Consider the following 14,354-nt stretch of genomic DNA (forward strand, 5'->3'; position numbering starts at 1 on the left):
CAGAAACAGCGAAGGCTTGCACCGTTTCATCCGGTGTCGGCCACGATGATGTGGAGACGTTGGCGATGAGAAAGTCGGATAACGCGGGATCGTGGCTCCCCTTCCAGTGGGACCGCGAGGCCAACGTCGTCGTGGTGGGGTACGGCGGCTCCAGGGCGACGTTCGGCGCCATGGCCGCGGAGCAAGGCGCCGAGGTGCTGATCCTGGAGAAGGGCGCCGCGGGCGGCGGCAACCCGGTCTGCGTGGCCGGGTCGTTGCTGCTCACCTCGGTCGACGACGAGCAGACCCTGGCGTACCTCGACTGGATGTGCGGCGGGCAGACCGACCCGGTGGTGCTGCGCGCCTACCTGGACGGGCTGGACGAGATCCCGTTCTCCAGAGCAAGCCGGGTTTCCTGATGAAGGACGACCTGCGGCCGTTCCGGGGCAGCCGACGGCTTCTTCCCGGAGTTCCCCGGCGCCCCAGGGGCGGACGGCCTGCGCAGGCTGAGCCTCCTCGCCGCGCCCGGCAGGACCCGGGGACGCGCGAGGTCCTCGGCGTGATCGTGCTCGCTTCGGACGGCCGAGAGATCGCGGTCAAGGAGCGGCGGGCGACCGTGCTGGCGACCGGCGGCTTTGAGTTCAACGGGAAGATGCGCCGCCAGTACCTCACCCACTGCACGACCTACTTCCTCGGCAGCCCCAACCTCACTGGGGACGGCATCGTCATGGCGCAGGCGGCCGGGGCCAAGCTGTGGCACATGAACTCGGTGGCCGGGCCGCTGTACTGGGGAATCAAGGTCGACGGCGACCTCGTCTACGTCACCTACGACTTCATGAAGACGTCGGGCTTCGGACACCGGGCGGGCGCGTTTAAGGACGCCGTCAGCCTGATCCGGGTCGGCAGGCACAGCCGGCGCGTCCACGACGAGACCACCGAGACCGGCACCGTGCACCACGGCTTCAGCAACCGTGAGACCCGGTTCGCGGTCGACCCGGAGGTCCCCGAGTTCGTCAACGGGCCGGCGTTCCAGATCTTCGACGAGAAGGTGCGGGCGGCTGGCGCCGCGATGACCACGCTGAACTCGCGGACCCCGCCGTGGAGCGACGACAACCTGCGGGAGATCGACAACGGCTGGGTGGTCCGCGCCGACACGCTGGAGGCCGTCCGGTACTCCTTCCCCGCCGCGCCGCGCCGCGCCGCGCCGGGCCTACCGGGCCGGTCACCTCGATCAGGCGACCCTGGTGGAGACGGTGGAGCGCTGGAACGCCCAGTGCGCCGCGGGCACGGACGACAACTTCGGCCGCGAGCTGTTTCTCGTGCCCCTCGACACCCCGCCGTACTATGCGGTCGGGCCGATGCTGCCGACCTTCGTCAATACCCACGGCGGGCCCAAGCACGATGCCGCGCAGCGGTTGCTCGACGCCGACGACCGGCCGATCCCGAGCCTGTACGCGATCGGCGAGTGCGGGTCGCTGTGGGGTCCGTATGACAACTCGATGGGCGACATCACCGAGTTCATCGTCTCGGGGACCAACGCCGCCCGTCACGCACTCAAGGAGACGCCATGGGACGCGACGTGACCACGGGCGCGGTGACCGACCGCGCCGCTTTCGACGATCCGGCGAGCCTGCGCACGCAGATCGCCAAGGGCGAGTGGGACGGGGCCCTGGACACCGTGCCCGAGGGCTACACGCAGGCGAGCGTGGTGATTCTGCCCAGTGAGCACGCGGCCGACTTCCACCGGTTCTGCCAGCGCAACGCCAAGGCGTGCGGGCTGCTGTGGATGTCCGCGCCGGGCGACCCCAGCCCCGGCCCGCTCGCCCCCGGGGGCGACATTCGCACCGACCTGTACCGGTACCGCGTCTGGCGCGACGGGCGCCTCGTGGACCGGGTCAGCGACGTCACCGGCCTGTGGCGGGACGACCTGGTCACCTTCTACCTCGGCTGCAGCCTGACGTTCGAGCACGCGCTGGACCGGGCGGGGGTGGTGCGCGGGCCCGGACGCGTCTACACGACGGGCATCCCGTGCGAGCCCGCCGGTCCCTTCGCCGGTCTTCTGGCGGTCACCATGCGGCCGATGACGACGCCCAACGCCATACGGGCGATCCAGGTCACCTCGCGCTTCCCGGCCACCCACGGCGCGCCGGTGCACTTCGGTGACCCGTCGGCGATCGGCATCGCCGACCTGTCCGCGCCCGACTTCGGCGCGCCGCCGGACCTCGCCTCGGACGAGGTCCCCGTGTTCTGGGCCTGCAGCGCGACCGCGGTGATGGCGGCCGAGGCGGCGGCACCCGACCTGATGATCACATTCGACCCGCCGTACATGCTCGTCACCGACCAGCTGATCGAGCAGACCTCCGTCTTCTGACGGTCCCACCGTCCGGCTGGAGCGGCCATCGCCGCCGCCCGGTAGCGCCGGCCGCTCACTCCAGGAGGGCGATCTCGGAGCTTTGCACGACGAGGCCGCACCACGAGGTCGCCCGACCGCCCCATCTGACGGGCGGCGGGCGACCGCCACGAACAGCCCATCCGAGAGGGCGTCCTGGCGTCTGACGGGCCTTCGGCACATCGGCTGAGGAGGATCGGAATGATCGAGATCGCCGCGGATCTGCGGCAGTGGTGCGAGGACGGCCGCCCGTTCGCCCTCGCCACGGTGACCGGGATCCGGGGCAGCGCCCCCCGTGGGGCCGGTGCGTGCGTGGCCGTCGATGCCGGCGGCCAGGTCCTCGGAAGCATCTCCGGCGGTTGTGTCGAGGGCGCGGTGTACGACCTGGCGAGGGACGTGCTCGCCACCGGCGAGCCGCAGTGCGCCGAATTCGGCTACAGCGACAGCGACGCCTTCGCCGTCGGGCTCAGCTGCGGCGGCACCATCGAGGTCCTGGTCCGACCGGTCACCGGCACCGCCCGTGCCGTCCTCAGCCGGGTTCTCGGCGCCATGGCCGAGTGCCGCCCTGTCGCGTTGACCACCGTCGTAGGCGGTCCCGCACACCTGCTGGGCGCCACCATGGCGATCACCGAGCACGACGGCGCCGGAAGCCTCGGCCACCCGGGCCTGGACCTGGCCGCGAGCCGGGACAGCCGCGCCCTGCTCGCGCTCGGCCGCGACGGCGCACACCACTACGACCCGCACGGCGGTTGCGATCCGGCCGCCGGTGAGGTGACCGTCCTCACCACCGTGCACAGCACCCCGCCGCAGATGCTGGTCTACGGTGCGATTGACTTTGCGGCCGCCGTGTCCCGGATCGGCAAGTTCCTCGGCTACCGCGTCACCGTCTGCGACGCCCGGGAGGTCTTCACCACCGCCCAGCGCTTCCCCGCCGCCGACGAAGTGGTCGTCGACTGGCCGCACCGCCACTTACGCGCACTCGCCGACAGCGGTGCCCTGGACACCCGCACGGTGGTGTGCGTCCTCACCCACGACGCCAAGTTCGACCTGCCGCTGCTCGAACTGGCCCTGCGGCTGCCGCTCGGCTACGTCGGCGCCATGGGTTCCCGCCGCACCGACGCCCAGCGCCGCAACGACCTGCGCGCCGCCGGACTCGGACCCGCGGCACTCGCCCGGCTGCACTCCCCGATCGGGCTGGACATCGGCGCGACCACCCCGGAGGAGACCGCCCTCTCCATCACGGCCGAGATCATCGCCACCCGCGTCGGCGCCCCAGGACGCAGGCTCAGCACCACCAGCGGCCCCATCCACCGCCGATGACCGTCTCCCCGGAGGGCCTCCGACACGCCGTCACCAGCGGACTCGCCGCGGCGCGGGCTGCAGCCCGAGTCCATCGGCGACGTCATCACCCGCGCCGGCGAGTGCGCCGGGATCGAGATCCGGTTCACCGGTCGCAGCCCCCGCCGCGGGCTGGCGACGTCCTCCCGCCTGAAGGGCCATGACCAGATCGTCATCGCCAAGCAGGGCGGCTGGGCCCCGCACTCCAAGGTGCTCGCCGGGTACCTCGAAGTCGTCGACCAGTGGGAGGACAACGCCTTGCTTGGCGTGCAGTAGACAATGCAGGAGACCTCCGCCCTGCTCCTCTAGAACCGAGGGGTGGCACGCTCCTCGGATAACGGAAGGTCACGCAACGGGATGCCACTGCGGGATAGCGATGTCGGGGGACGGCAACGAGATCCGCAGCCGCACCAACCGGTCCAGTTCGCTGAGCAGGTGCGTGGGGCCCCTCTCGGCTTCCCAAACCGAGGCAATGCCAAGGCAGGCGCCTGCGTGACCGCGTGGCAAGATGCACCGCTCGCAGGAGTGGTACAGGACTGGCGGAGGAGGCCGTTTCCAGGGCGTATTCGGCGGGGTCCAGTTCCAGTTCCAACCGGCCCGTCACAGCTCGACGCGTTCGCGTCTGGGATACGCCTGCCCTACCAGCGCGCGATGCGGGCCCTCGTGCCCATGCAACAGGGGACAGCTAAGAAAGGCCAGCAGGTTGACCTCCGGGCCGGAGGATGGGGCCGCGCGGCATGGCCGGGGTCGGCCGATCCGCCTCATCTGCCCAGCAGGGGCCAGCCCTTCGAACCGTCGCACTTCGGTGGACGCGTGCCGTGCGCGATACGCAGCCTGTCTGCAAGCGCCCGAGCAAAAACGGCGCGCGCGGCCCCCGCGCCCTAACGCCACATTGGTTGTCCGCTCGGCGGCACTAGGTCAGACGGCGCGACACCATATGCACGAGGCATGTCGACTACGCCGCCGGAGAACGTCGCGCCATCGAAGCGGATCGGACCGTCTGGGGGTTGCCGAAGGCAGCCACCTGGTCGACCTGGCGTGCGGCACCGGCTCACTGGCTGTCCAGGCTGCCCGACGAGGGGCCGTCGCCCACGGCGTGGACGTCTCCGAGGAAATGCTCGGCTGCTGCGGGCAGGTGCGGCCGCGGCAACTGGCAGACGGGCGCGGGACAACACGATGTTCTCGGTTGCGGCACGGCCGGCCCCTGTCAGGCTGACTGGCGAAGCGCGCCGATCCGCGCCGCTCGCCCTCCGCTCGACAAGGCCGTGTTCCTGGAGGGTTCCGAGCGACTTGCTGTGCTGTCAGGCGCCACGGCGCAGATCGCGCGGGGAGCACCCGTAGGTCTGACGGAACACACGACTGAAGCTCGCGGGGTCGCGATACCCCCACCGCGACGCAATCGACGCGATCGAGGCATCGCTCGACTGGCGCAGATCGGCCAGCGCCCCTTCGAGCCGCTGCTCCCGGATCCAGGCAGACACGCCACATCCGGACGCGGCGAACAGTTTGTGCACGTAGCGCGTGGAGACGAAGTGTGCGCGCGCGATCTGTTCGGGGCCGAGCCCGGGGTCGTGCAGGTGCTCCAGCGCGTAGCGGCGCATCCGTCGGAGCAGTGCGTGCGAGCGCGTCGCCGGGGTCGGACCAGCGTCGCTGCCACTGTGCAGGGTCCACAGCATGGCGACGAGCATGTCGGAGAGGCCCTCAGCCTCCTGCTCGGAGACGGGTGAGCTCTCGACGGTGTGCGCGAGCCCGGCGAGGAACGGCGTGCCGAGCCGGACCACGGACTCCTTGCCGTGCGCGATCTTCATCGCCGTACGCCGGACGATGCCGTTGCCTCGTGCGCCGAGCAGCCACTTCGGGAAGCTGAACACCGCCAGGTCCAAGCCGTCGCGTGCCTCGAAGGTCGAGGGCCGCGAGGTGTCGTGGATCGCGAGGGCGCCAGGTCCCAGCACGCAGGAACGATCGTCCTGCTCGATCCTGCAGGAGCCGTTGCGTAGTAGGTAGAGCAGGATGCAGTCAGGGTCCCCCTCGGCGATCATCCGTGCGGTCCGTCTGGCGGTGTGCGGCGCGCCGACGATCGAACGCACCGCGACGGCGCCCAGCGGGCCGCCGGTGAGCCGCGCCTCGAACGGGCGCGGCCCGACCGACTCGACGCCCATCGGGAAGAAGTGCTCGGCGATGCCCGCCGACCAGTACTCCGGACGGTCGGACGGGGCGACCGCCCGGGTGTCGAGCAAGGTGGTCATCGCTGGGCGATCTCTCAGTGCTTCTTCTTCGGCAGGGCACGGGCGACCGTATCGGCCGTCTTCATCAGGAAGGCGTTGCCCGCGGCCCACACGGCGAAGTTCTGACCCGGTGTGGAGGCCTTCGCACCTGGGTCCTCGCGACCCATCTCGGGGTTCTTGTGGCACGCCACCGGGATGTTGAGGACGAGCCGACGCAGGCATGAGTTGGCGTGGTCGCACCACACGATCTCGGAGGTCCGGCCTTCGACGACCTTCAGTGCGTAGTCCGGATCGGCGAGTATCTGACGGGCGAGCATCGTCGCATCGGCGTGTCCGGCGGCGATCGCCTCGCCGGCCTGCTGCGGGTCGGGCGTACTCGACAGGAACAGCCGGACACCGTCGCCGACCGCCGCCCGGAACGCCTGCGGCTCACCGTGCGCCAGCATGTTGCCAGAAGCGGACGGGATGTTGTCTCGCATCGACTCGTAGTTGCCCTCAGTGAGCGAGATGAAGTCGACGCCGGCTCGGACGATGTGGCCGGCTACCTCGGCGAAGCCATCGGCGTCCTGGCCATCAGGCATGTGGTCGTTCACGCTCATCCGGATGCCTACGGGGAAGTCGGGGCCGACCTCGGCGCGGACCGCGGCAACGGCGTCCCGCAGCGCACGGGCACGGTTCTCTGCGGAGCCGCCGTACTCATCGGTCCGCTTGTTCGCCAGCAGGGAGAGGAACGAGGAGTAGAAGTAACACATGTGCGCGGCGATCTCGACACCGTCGAAACCAGCAGCCTTCGCCCGCCGCGCCGACGCGACCACGTCGCGCTCGAGGCCCTTGATCTCCTCGACCGTCGCCTCGTGCGGGAGCGGTGTGACGCGGCCACCCGGGACGTAGAGATGGTCCGGCAGCCCGCCCGAGCCGAAGTCGACCGGCTTCGGACTCGCAGCCGAGATCCATGCGCCGTTCCGCGGAACGCCCATGCGGCCGAAGCTCGGGAAGAGTTGCGCGAAGATCGGCGATCCGGCCGCGTGCACCGAGTCGGCCAGGCGGGCGAGGTCCGCGACGAACTCGTCCTTGTCGAAACGGAGGTTGGGGAAGAAGGGCGACTCGTTCCACGCCCGCTCGCTTGCCACCGAGCCGCCAACGATGACCAGGCCTACGCCGCCCTTGGCGCGCCTCGTGAGGAATGCGATGGTCTGCTCGCTCGGGCGGCCATCCTCCGTCGGACGAAGCACCGCCATCGGGCCGAGAACGATGCGATTCTTGATCTGCAGCTTGTTCACGGTGAACGGTGAGGCCAGCACCTCGGTGGTGGTGCCCGACGTCGTCACATTCATTTCTTCTCCTTGTTGATTGCGGGTCTGAATCACCGAACCCGAAGCCGCCAGGCCGTACCGCTCCTCCACCGGGTACCAGGGCTGGCGCGCGAGGTTGCGGCGTCGGCCGCCGTCGAGTTCACAGGCCTGTTCCAGGCAGTGGCCCTGCACGTCGAACTTTCAGCCGTGGTAGCAGCAGCGGATGCCGTCCTCTTCGATACGGCCGTAGAAGAGGCTGCTGTCGCGGTGCGCGCACCGCTCGAAGACGACACCGGGGCGGCCCTGGCCGTCCCGGAAGACGATCAGGTTTTCGCCGAGGAGGCGGGCGCGGTGTGGAACGTCGCTGGTCAGCGCGGCGGATTTGGCGATCGGCTGCCAGTAGCGATGCAGGGCCTCGCCCATCGGCGTGCCGGGGCCGGCCTCGGTCAGGCGCGCGTCGTGAGAGGAGGGCTTGCGGCCGTAGCCGGTTCCCGTGCCGGTCACGGTTATGTCGGTCATGCTGAACCATCTCCTCGGCGTTGAGGCAGCGGGGACGCGCGGCAATGGGCCACTGGAGCGGGTAGGACGGCTGCGGGAGGCCTGCGGTCGAGGCTTGTTGGCTTGTTCGTGCTCCCGAAGGGCGTGGTCGCACGAGCGTGCGGCGGCTCTTCCTCGACGGCTCGGACAGGAGCTGCAAGCGTGCGACCCGCATGGCGTTCGTGCCGTTGTACGACCTTGACGAAAGCCTGTCAATGGGTCTGACCTGCTTTGATGAATTACTTGCATGTGGACCCGGGGGCCCATATCTGTGCTGAAGGTCTACTGCTGCGGGAAGCCCGCCTGGCGCAAGCGCGTCCCCCAGATTCCCGACTTGCCGGGCGCGATGATGCCGTTGGGGTCGAGCGTGTCCTTGATAGTCTCGTTGAACCGCCGCTGCGCGTGGTCGTTGAAGCCGAACTGGTCCGCCGCGAGGTCCATGAACGACAGGTGGGCGCGGTACTCGCCGTAGCCGAGCTTCCCGGCTGCCGCGACCATCCGCTTGGCGTGCTCGTACGCGGCATGCACCTGTGCCTCGTTCTTGGTGTCGAAGGGGATGACGTTGATGAACGTCGTCGCCCGCGCGTTGATCGGCAGCATTCCGCCGAGGTAGTCGAAGCCCGCGTCGGTGCACATCTTCGAGAACAGGTCCTGGGCGGCCTTCGCGTGCTGTGCGGTCAGCGGGATCACCGGGGAGAAGTCGACGTGTCCCCCCTCGTCGCCGCCCGACCAGCCGGCCATCTTGTAGAGGTCGAGGCTCGGAACGCCGATCTGGACCCGCTCGTGCGGGTTGGGGAGGGTCTCCCACTCGTCCACACCGTGCTTCTCGCCGAAGACCGAGACCGTCGGGATCGACTCGAAGCGCTTCTTGAGCTTGGCGAAGTTGTAGTCGACGACCGCCTCGTCGCCGTACAGCGCGAAGCGCATCATCCAGCGCCCGAGCCCGAGGTCCTTGGCGATCTTCTCGATGACCTCCTCAGGCATCGCGCCCGGGCCGTCGTACCACTCCGCTCGGGCGGTCATCATCGACGCCATGCAGAGGGTGTTTGAGAGCTGCGGGCGCATGTCGATCGTGCCGTCAAGCATGAGTTCGCGCAGCGCGTCGACCACGGCGGGCATCTGCGAGTCATCCCACAGCTGCAGCCACAGCGGCATGTAGATCTCGGGCTTCGGCATCAGCCAGTAGCCCATCTTCGTGACGATTCCGTAGTTCGACTGCATGAACAGCTCGGTGGACGTCGGGCCGAGGCCGCGCTTGTAGAGAGGCCAGGTCGGGTTGTTGTCCATCGCGCCGGAGCCGGTGCGCAAGAGGTCGCCGTTCGGCAGCACCACCTCGAAGCCGCAGTGCGACGCCTGGTCGATGCTGTACGGCATGTAGGTGAGACCGTGCTCGAGGGTGTTCGAGACGACGCCACCCCAGCCGATGTCGACGATGGAGGCGACAAGGTTGTGGCCGCCCGCCTCGATGGCGTCGTGCAGGTCGAACCAGCTCACGCCCGGCTCCACGATCGCGTAGCCGAGCTCCTCGTTGATCTCGAGGACCTTGTTCATGTTCCTGAACGACAGCATCAGTGCGCCGCGTACCTGCGGCGCGGCACCGCCGTAGCCGTTGTTCTTCCCGCGGCTGATCGGCCAGACCGGGACGCGGTGCTCGTTGGCGATCCGGACGATCGCCTGGACCTCCTCGACGCTGGTCGGGCTGACGACGCCCGACGGGACGTTCGTGGCGGTGCCGGGAAACTGGTAGGGATCCTGGAAATCCGCGAGGGACTCGGCGTCGGTGGCCACCTTGTCGTCACCGATCGCGGCGGCGATCGCGACGAGTGCACGGTCGAGGTCGCCCTCGGTCAGGCCGGGTGGGATCGGTTGGGTGGTGTCGAGCATGGCTCCTCATCTCTCCCTTGAACAGTTCGCGGAGTGGTTGGTTTCAGGCGGTTCTACTCGCGCACGCGCCTGGACTGTGTTCGGTGCAAGCGGACTGGGCAGATCCCGCACAGAGTTGTGCACTGCGTGCACGTCGTCGGCGAGGAGCATGCTCGCGTCGGTGCGCTGTGCTGGGATCGGGCATGTCAGCACAGAACCAAGGAGGAAGTGACAGTGTCCGGTCGTCTTGAAGGCAAGGTCGTGCTGCTTACCGGGATCGGCAGCGGAATGGGCCGGGTGACGGCACAGCTCCTGGCACGAGAGGGCGCTACGGTGGTCGGCTGCGACCTGAACCCGGAGGGTGCAGCCGAGACTGTCCGCCTGGTCGAGGCCGAGGGTGGCACCATCGACTCCAGCGCTCCCGTCGACCTGAGCAATCGCTCCGACGTCCAGACGTGGATCCAGGACGCGCTGGCGAAGCACGGGCGCATCGATGTGCTCTACAACAACGCGAGCATGCCGAAATTCGCCCCGTTCGCCGAGCAGAGCGACGAGGACTACCTCTTCACGATCGAGAACGAGCTGCATCTCGTCTGGCGCGCGTCGCAGATCGCATGGCCCCACCTCGCGAAGGTGCACGGTGCGATCGTCAACATCGGTTCCGCAGCGGGTCTCGACGGCGTCCGGACGTTGCCGCAGGCCGCTCACGCCGCTGCCAAGGGTGCGGTCATGGCCCTGACCCGTCAGCTCGCAGCCGAGGGCATCGCTGTCGGAGTCCGCGTGAACTCGGTGAGCCCCGGCGCCATGGGAACACCGCCGGTCCTCGCGATGTACGAGGAGATGGGAGCCAACGCCCCCGTCGCTCCCGTGGTCGAGCGCACGATCACCGGAAAGCCGGGAGATCCGATGGCAGTCGCCTACGCGGGGCTGTACCTGGCCTCCGACGAGGCCGCATGGGTCACGGGGACGAACATCGTGGTCGACGGCGGGGCAAGCGCGATCATGTAGCGGTCGCATTGCTCACTGCCGGCGGCTACCAATGCGCCTCGCCTGGCGCATCTGCCGCGCATCGATCTGCTGCCGGAGGGGTGGATCGCTGATCACTCCGCGGCCGTATGTGAGCAGCTGGCCATGCTGCGCCACAGCGCCCAACTGGTGCCGCTGTGGACCCCGTTGCGCAACTGCATCCCCCGTGGGCTGGCTGGTTCGCGACCACGGCCCTTCCCGGCCGGTCCGGGGGAACGGCCTGGGGGACTGACCATCGCCTCCGGCCAGGCCCGGCTGCTCGGCGCCCGCCTCACCTTCTGCAAGCATCCCAACGGGGGAGTGGAGGCCACCCGGGACCCCTGGCTCGCTGCCCAAACGGCGAAAGGCGGACGCCGGTTGTGCGCTCATATTGAGCGGAGTCACCGTCAGGTACCGCTTCTCGACGATCGTGTGGCTCAGCGACAGGTGGCGCAGGATGTTCTCCATGGTCATGATCTGCAGGGCCTGGGTGTAGCCCTGAGCTGCGCCAGTGGGATGCCAAGGCGGTCAGGCTCGAGGGATGAAGTCCCAGTCCTCTCATCCCGGGTGACCCATCGCGAACTGGCATCGGCCGCGCTGGGCGGGCCCATGCCGTAGAGCAGCGCCCAGGTTGTGACCAGCATCCACCGGATGGTGTCCGGCGCGTCGAACGCGGTGGCGGACCGAGTCGTGTCAGTCGTCATGTCACATCGGCCTCCCAGCCATGCCGTCTTCAGCACCAGCAGGTGGGTCGTCTCGATGCGGATGTGCGCTTCAGCCACCCAGTTCTGGAAGAAGCCCTGCTCGGCGAGCGGTTTAGCGACGGGGGTGCGCTGATGGGCTCGGGTACACATCAGGTCGAAGGCGCGTTCGGCCATGCCGACCAGGCGCATGGCGTGGTGGATCCGGCCGGGGCCGAGTCGTGGCTGGGCGATCGCGAAACCGCCGTGCAGCTCGTCCAGGAGGTTCTCCCGAGGGACCCGGACGTCGTCGTACACGATCTCGGCGTGACCACCGTGACCGCTGTCGGAGTATCCGAACACGTTGGTCGATCGCAGGACCTTCATCCCGGGAGTGCCGAGCCATGCGTGCGGGCAGTGACTCGCCGGCGGGCCACGCCTGCCCGGCCTGTTACAGGAGCCAACGTCATTGGACAGTGTGACTGTTCGGGCCAGGCTGCTCTCGCCAGTGGGCCAGGGCGCGCTCGCTCTTGACGGTGTCGGGGTGTTCCGGCCCGAGTACTCGCCGCCGGTCGACTACCAGTTCGGCGAACGCAGCGGCGGCGCCCGTGGCGTCCCCCGCCTCGCCTGTCCATAGCGCCAGGTTGTGCCGCGACATGAGCGTATGCGGGTGGTCGAGCCCCTGGATGCGGATGCGATCCGGGACTATTTCGGCGAACTCGGCGGCGGCACCCGCGGCGTCCCCTGCCCTCCCTCGCCATCGGGCCAGCTCATGACGGACATCAAGGGTGTTGCAATTGTCGGGACCCAGCACTCGCATGGCGTCGCCGAGAAGTTCCGTGAACAGCTCGACGGCACCCAGTTGATCCCCCGCTTCGCCCAGGCAGAATCCGAGGTTGTGCCGGTAGACAAAGGTGCGCCGGTGATCCGGTCCCACCGTCCGACGCTGGTCGGCGACGATATCGGCAGCAACCGTGGCGGCGGCGGACATGTCGCCCGCCTCCCTCAGAAAATGGAAGAGCTGGATGCGCGTGGTACATGTGTCGGGGTGCTCGGGCCCCAGTGCCCGTGACTGGTCGTCGAGGAGTCTCCCGAGCGCAGCCGCAGCGCCCGCGGCGTCACTACCACCTCGGCGGTTGGCCAGGTGGTGCCGGACGTTGAAGGAGTCTTGGTCGTCCGGGCCCCGGAGCCGGAGGAACTCGTCCAGCAACTCGGCCGCTGGAGCCGCACTCGGCATGGTGTCCATTCCGATGTGGGCAAGAAAACGGCCCAGACGGTCCTCCTGGGCCAGCAACTGACCGAGGAACCAGAAGGTTCCCTCGTCACGGGCAAGGATGCGGCTGCGCAGTTCCTCAAGTGCCGATTGTCGCACCGCGGATTCGCTGTGGCGATCCAGGATGTCGCTTGAGTACGGCCGACTGGCCTCCCGTGTTGCGTACCTTCACATCGAGCACGGGAGACATGTCTCGCGGACCCATGGCCGAACCCGACGGCGGCGAAATGGTCACGTCGACCAGCTCGACCTGCGACTTCGGCGGGCGCCGAGCGCGAAGCGCCGCCCACGCACCGATAATTGCGGCCGCAACGCCGCCGATCAGCCCGAGAACTGTAGCCAGCACGAGATCGACGTTACAGTCTGATTGTTCGAGTCACCCCCTTATTGAGGGCAGATCGCGACCGAGCACGGACGCTCCAGGCGCGCCAATGTCCGAAGTCCTCTGCACGGCTTACCTCGGCTTACTAGGCGGGGGCGTCAGCGCAGCCGTGCATCCACATCCCGTGCGACAGGGCACGCTGCTCCGTCTTGGTCTTGCGGTCCCACATGGCCTGGTACGGCTCGTCGCTGGGGGTGTACCCCTGGTCCACGGTGACCTGCTGCGTCTCACGGCCCGCCTGCAGGGAGGCGTCCAGGCGGGCCTGCGCGGACGCTTTGATCTCCTCCGACGTCGGCGGCTTGGCCGTGCCCTGGCCGGTCGGCTACACCAGGACGACGCCCGCTATGGCGGCCGCCAACGCCAGTGCTGCGGCGATGACTTTCCCCCTGATCGTCATGGGCGGTGAGGGTAGCAGTGGGGGGCTTGTTCGGGCGTTTGTCTTTATGGGGCCGTTTCGGCTGTCTCAGGGCGACGTTACTCATGGCTTGAACACGTCCGCCGCAGCCGACGCGAGCGTGCCTGTCATGGCGAGTACAGCGACAGCCAGGCCGAGAGCTGCGAGCTTTTCGGCCGTGGAGAGGCGCTGCCAGGTGTTGCCCGTGGGCAAGTCCGCCGTGACAACGAGGGCCGGTCGGCTCGCCCGCAGCCGCACGAACTGGCGGAATACTCCCGCCACGCACCACAGGAAAAGGAAGAGCAGGAAGACCAAGGCGCCGGTGGGCACCTGGCCTGTGGGCTCGGTCAGCACTTTCTTTCCGCCTGCGATGGTCACCTCTTCCTGATAGTCCGGTGCCTCGAAGATGGCGTACAGCAGGATGCCGAGCCAGACCATGGCGCCCCACAACGCACCTCGGAGCTTCTTCTCTGCCGGAGACCGGCACTCGTCATGGGCGCCGGCTTGCTCCTTCAGGAACCTCTCAAGGCGTGCTTGCTGGCCGTGAGCCCAGGTGGAGTTGGAGCTGATCAGTTGCACCTCGGTGCGGTCGGTGTCGATCAGGACGGCGACGCGCTGAGGTGCTTGAGGGTCAGCAGTCTCTATAGCAAGGTTCGTCCACTGATCCGTTGCGCCGCTGTCAGGTGACGCCTGCACTGCTGCGACGAGGTCTGTGAGCGTATCCGCCTCAAAGTGGTATGTGCCGCGCCGTGTAGAAAACTTCAGAGCGTCAGGAGGCAGGCCGTCGGAGGCTATGTCGACGATCCTGTCCAGTTGGGTGCGTCCGAGACGGCAACCGTAGTACTTCCCACTGAGGTTGACATGCGACGAAGGCGTGGACATGGCTGCATGATGTCAGCAGGCAATTGCTCGCCGCTGAACTTGGCCATATCGAGATCACCTGGCAGCGCGCCCCTCAGTCGCATGGTGCACCGTTCAACGGCGACCCTCCAGGCGG

12 protein-coding genes and 3 pseudogenes are annotated in these 14,354 nt (G+C 68.4%); 7 read left to right on the plus strand and 8 right to left on the minus strand.

Annotation, left to right across the window (positions count from 1 at the left end):
- Positions 1-65 precede the first annotated feature (65 nt).
- The 6 genes and pseudogenes from ABT009_RS30130 to ABT009_RS30155 all read left to right on the plus strand — a co-directional run bounded on the left by ABT009_RS30130 (position 66) and on the right by ABT009_RS30155 (position 4,922).
- The gene (locus tag ABT009_RS30130; RefSeq protein ID WP_351301810.1) at positions 66-398 is read left to right on the plus strand and encodes a hypothetical protein; all 333 of its coding nucleotides are present in this window, start codon (positions 66-68) and stop codon (positions 396-398) included.
- Positions 398-727: pseudogene (locus ABT009_RS30135) on the plus strand (FAD-binding protein); the annotation flags it as partial. The gene ABT009_RS30130 and the pseudogene ABT009_RS30135, both read left to right, overlap by 1 nt.
- Before the next feature lie 505 nt (positions 728-1,232).
- Positions 1,233-1,562, plus strand: a complete 330-nt coding sequence (locus ABT009_RS30140; protein WP_351301812.1) for an FAD-binding protein — start codon at positions 1,233-1,235, stop codon at positions 1,560-1,562.
- Positions 1,547-2,350, plus strand: a complete 804-nt coding sequence (locus ABT009_RS30145; RefSeq protein ID WP_351301815.1) for a D-glutamate cyclase family protein — start codon at positions 1,547-1,549, stop codon at positions 2,348-2,350. The genes ABT009_RS30140 and ABT009_RS30145 overlap by 16 nt, the downstream gene beginning before the upstream one ends.
- A 219-nt stretch (positions 2,351-2,569) precedes the next feature.
- Entirely contained in the window at positions 2,570-3,688 is a 1,119-nt protein-coding gene (locus ABT009_RS30150) for an XdhC family protein (protein ID WP_351301818.1), read from the plus strand.
- Between the two features lie 955 nt (positions 3,689-4,643).
- Complete coding sequence (locus ABT009_RS30155; protein ID WP_351301821.1) at positions 4,644-4,922, plus strand: class I SAM-dependent methyltransferase; 279 nt, start codon at positions 4,644-4,646, stop codon at positions 4,920-4,922.
- Between the two features lie 85 nt (positions 4,923-5,007).
- On the opposite strand, the gene ABT009_RS30160 is transcribed toward ABT009_RS30155, so the two are convergent.
- The 4 genes and pseudogenes from ABT009_RS30160 to ABT009_RS30175 form a co-directional block, all read right to left on the minus strand.
- Positions 5,008-5,952, minus strand: a complete 945-nt coding sequence (locus ABT009_RS30160; RefSeq protein ID WP_351301824.1) for a helix-turn-helix domain-containing protein — start codon at positions 5,950-5,952, stop codon at positions 5,008-5,010.
- Positions 5,953-5,966: 14 nt separating this feature from the next.
- Positions 5,967-7,265 (minus strand): oxidoreductase, encoded by a 1,299-nt coding sequence (locus tag ABT009_RS30165; protein ID WP_351302109.1) that lies wholly within the window; start codon positions 7,263-7,265, stop codon positions 5,967-5,969.
- A 48-nt stretch (positions 7,266-7,313) separates the two neighbouring features.
- Positions 7,314-7,742: pseudogene (locus tag ABT009_RS30170) on the minus strand (Rieske 2Fe-2S domain-containing protein); the annotation flags it as partial.
- A gap of 300 nt (positions 7,743-8,042) precedes the next feature.
- The gene (locus tag ABT009_RS30175) at positions 8,043-9,644 is read right to left on the minus strand and encodes an FAD-binding oxidoreductase (RefSeq protein ID WP_351301827.1); all 1,602 of its coding nucleotides are present in this window, start codon (positions 9,642-9,644) and stop codon (positions 8,043-8,045) included.
- 213 nt (positions 9,645-9,857) lie between these two features.
- On the opposite strand from ABT009_RS30175, the gene ABT009_RS30180 reads away from it, so the two are divergent.
- Complete coding sequence (locus ABT009_RS30180) at positions 9,858-10,631, plus strand: SDR family NAD(P)-dependent oxidoreductase (RefSeq protein ID WP_351301830.1); 774 nt, start codon at positions 9,858-9,860, stop codon at positions 10,629-10,631.
- A 716-nt stretch (positions 10,632-11,347) separates the two neighbouring features.
- Here the strand turns inward: ABT009_RS30180 and ABT009_RS30185 are convergent.
- The 4 genes and pseudogenes from ABT009_RS30185 to ABT009_RS30200 form a co-directional block, all read right to left on the minus strand.
- Positions 11,348-11,704: pseudogene (locus tag ABT009_RS30185) on the minus strand (acyl-CoA dehydrogenase family protein); the annotation flags it as partial.
- A 70-nt stretch (positions 11,705-11,774) separates the two neighbouring features.
- Positions 11,775-12,680, minus strand: coding sequence for a tetratricopeptide repeat protein (locus tag ABT009_RS30190; protein WP_351301833.1), 906 nt, complete (start codon positions 12,678-12,680; stop codon positions 11,775-11,777).
- 368 nt (positions 12,681-13,048) lie between these two features.
- On the minus strand, positions 13,049-13,174 hold the full coding sequence (locus tag ABT009_RS30195; RefSeq protein ID WP_351301836.1) for a hypothetical protein: 126 nt from the start codon (positions 13,172-13,174) through the stop codon (positions 13,049-13,051).
- Positions 13,175-13,441: 267 nt separating this feature from the next.
- Positions 13,442-14,239, minus strand: a complete 798-nt coding sequence (locus tag ABT009_RS30200) for a hypothetical protein (RefSeq protein WP_351301839.1) — start codon at positions 14,237-14,239, stop codon at positions 13,442-13,444.
- Between the last annotated feature and the right edge of the window lie 115 nt (positions 14,240-14,354).

Source organism: Streptomyces sp. NPDC002896 (assembly GCF_040295225.1).
Taxonomy (GTDB): domain Bacteria; phylum Actinomycetota; class Actinomycetes; order Streptomycetales; family Streptomycetaceae; genus Streptomyces.

What these genes read in the sequence shown, in the direction of transcription:
- ABT009_RS30130 (WP_351301810.1), top strand. Translation starts at nt 66, where the DNA reads ATGAGAAAGTCGGATAACGCGGGATCGTGGCTCCCCTTCCAGTGGGAC.
- ABT009_RS30145 (WP_351301815.1), top strand. Translation starts at nt 1,547, where the DNA reads ATGGGACGCGACGTGACCACGGGCGCGGTGACCGACCGCGCCGCTTTC.
- ABT009_RS30150 (WP_351301818.1), top strand. Translation starts at nt 2,570, where the DNA reads ATGATCGAGATCGCCGCGGATCTGCGGCAGTGGTGCGAGGACGGCCGC.
- ABT009_RS30155 (WP_351301821.1), top strand. Translation starts at nt 4,644, where the DNA reads ATGCACGAGGCATGTCGACTACGCCGCCGGAGAACGTCGCGCCATCGA.
- ABT009_RS30160 (WP_351301824.1), bottom strand. Translation starts at nt 5,952, where the DNA reads ATGACCACCTTGCTCGACACCCGGGCGGTCGCCCCGTCCGACCGTCCG.
- ABT009_RS30165 (WP_351302109.1), bottom strand. Translation starts at nt 7,265, where the DNA reads ATGAATGTGACGACGTCGGGCACCACCACCGAGGTGCTGGCCTCACCG.
- ABT009_RS30175 (WP_351301827.1), bottom strand. Translation starts at nt 9,644, where the DNA reads ATGCTCGACACCACCCAACCGATCCCACCCGGCCTGACCGAGGGCGAC.
- ABT009_RS30200 (WP_351301839.1), bottom strand. Translation starts at nt 14,239, where the DNA reads ATGTCCACGCCTTCGTCGCATGTCAACCTCAGTGGGAAGTACTACGGT.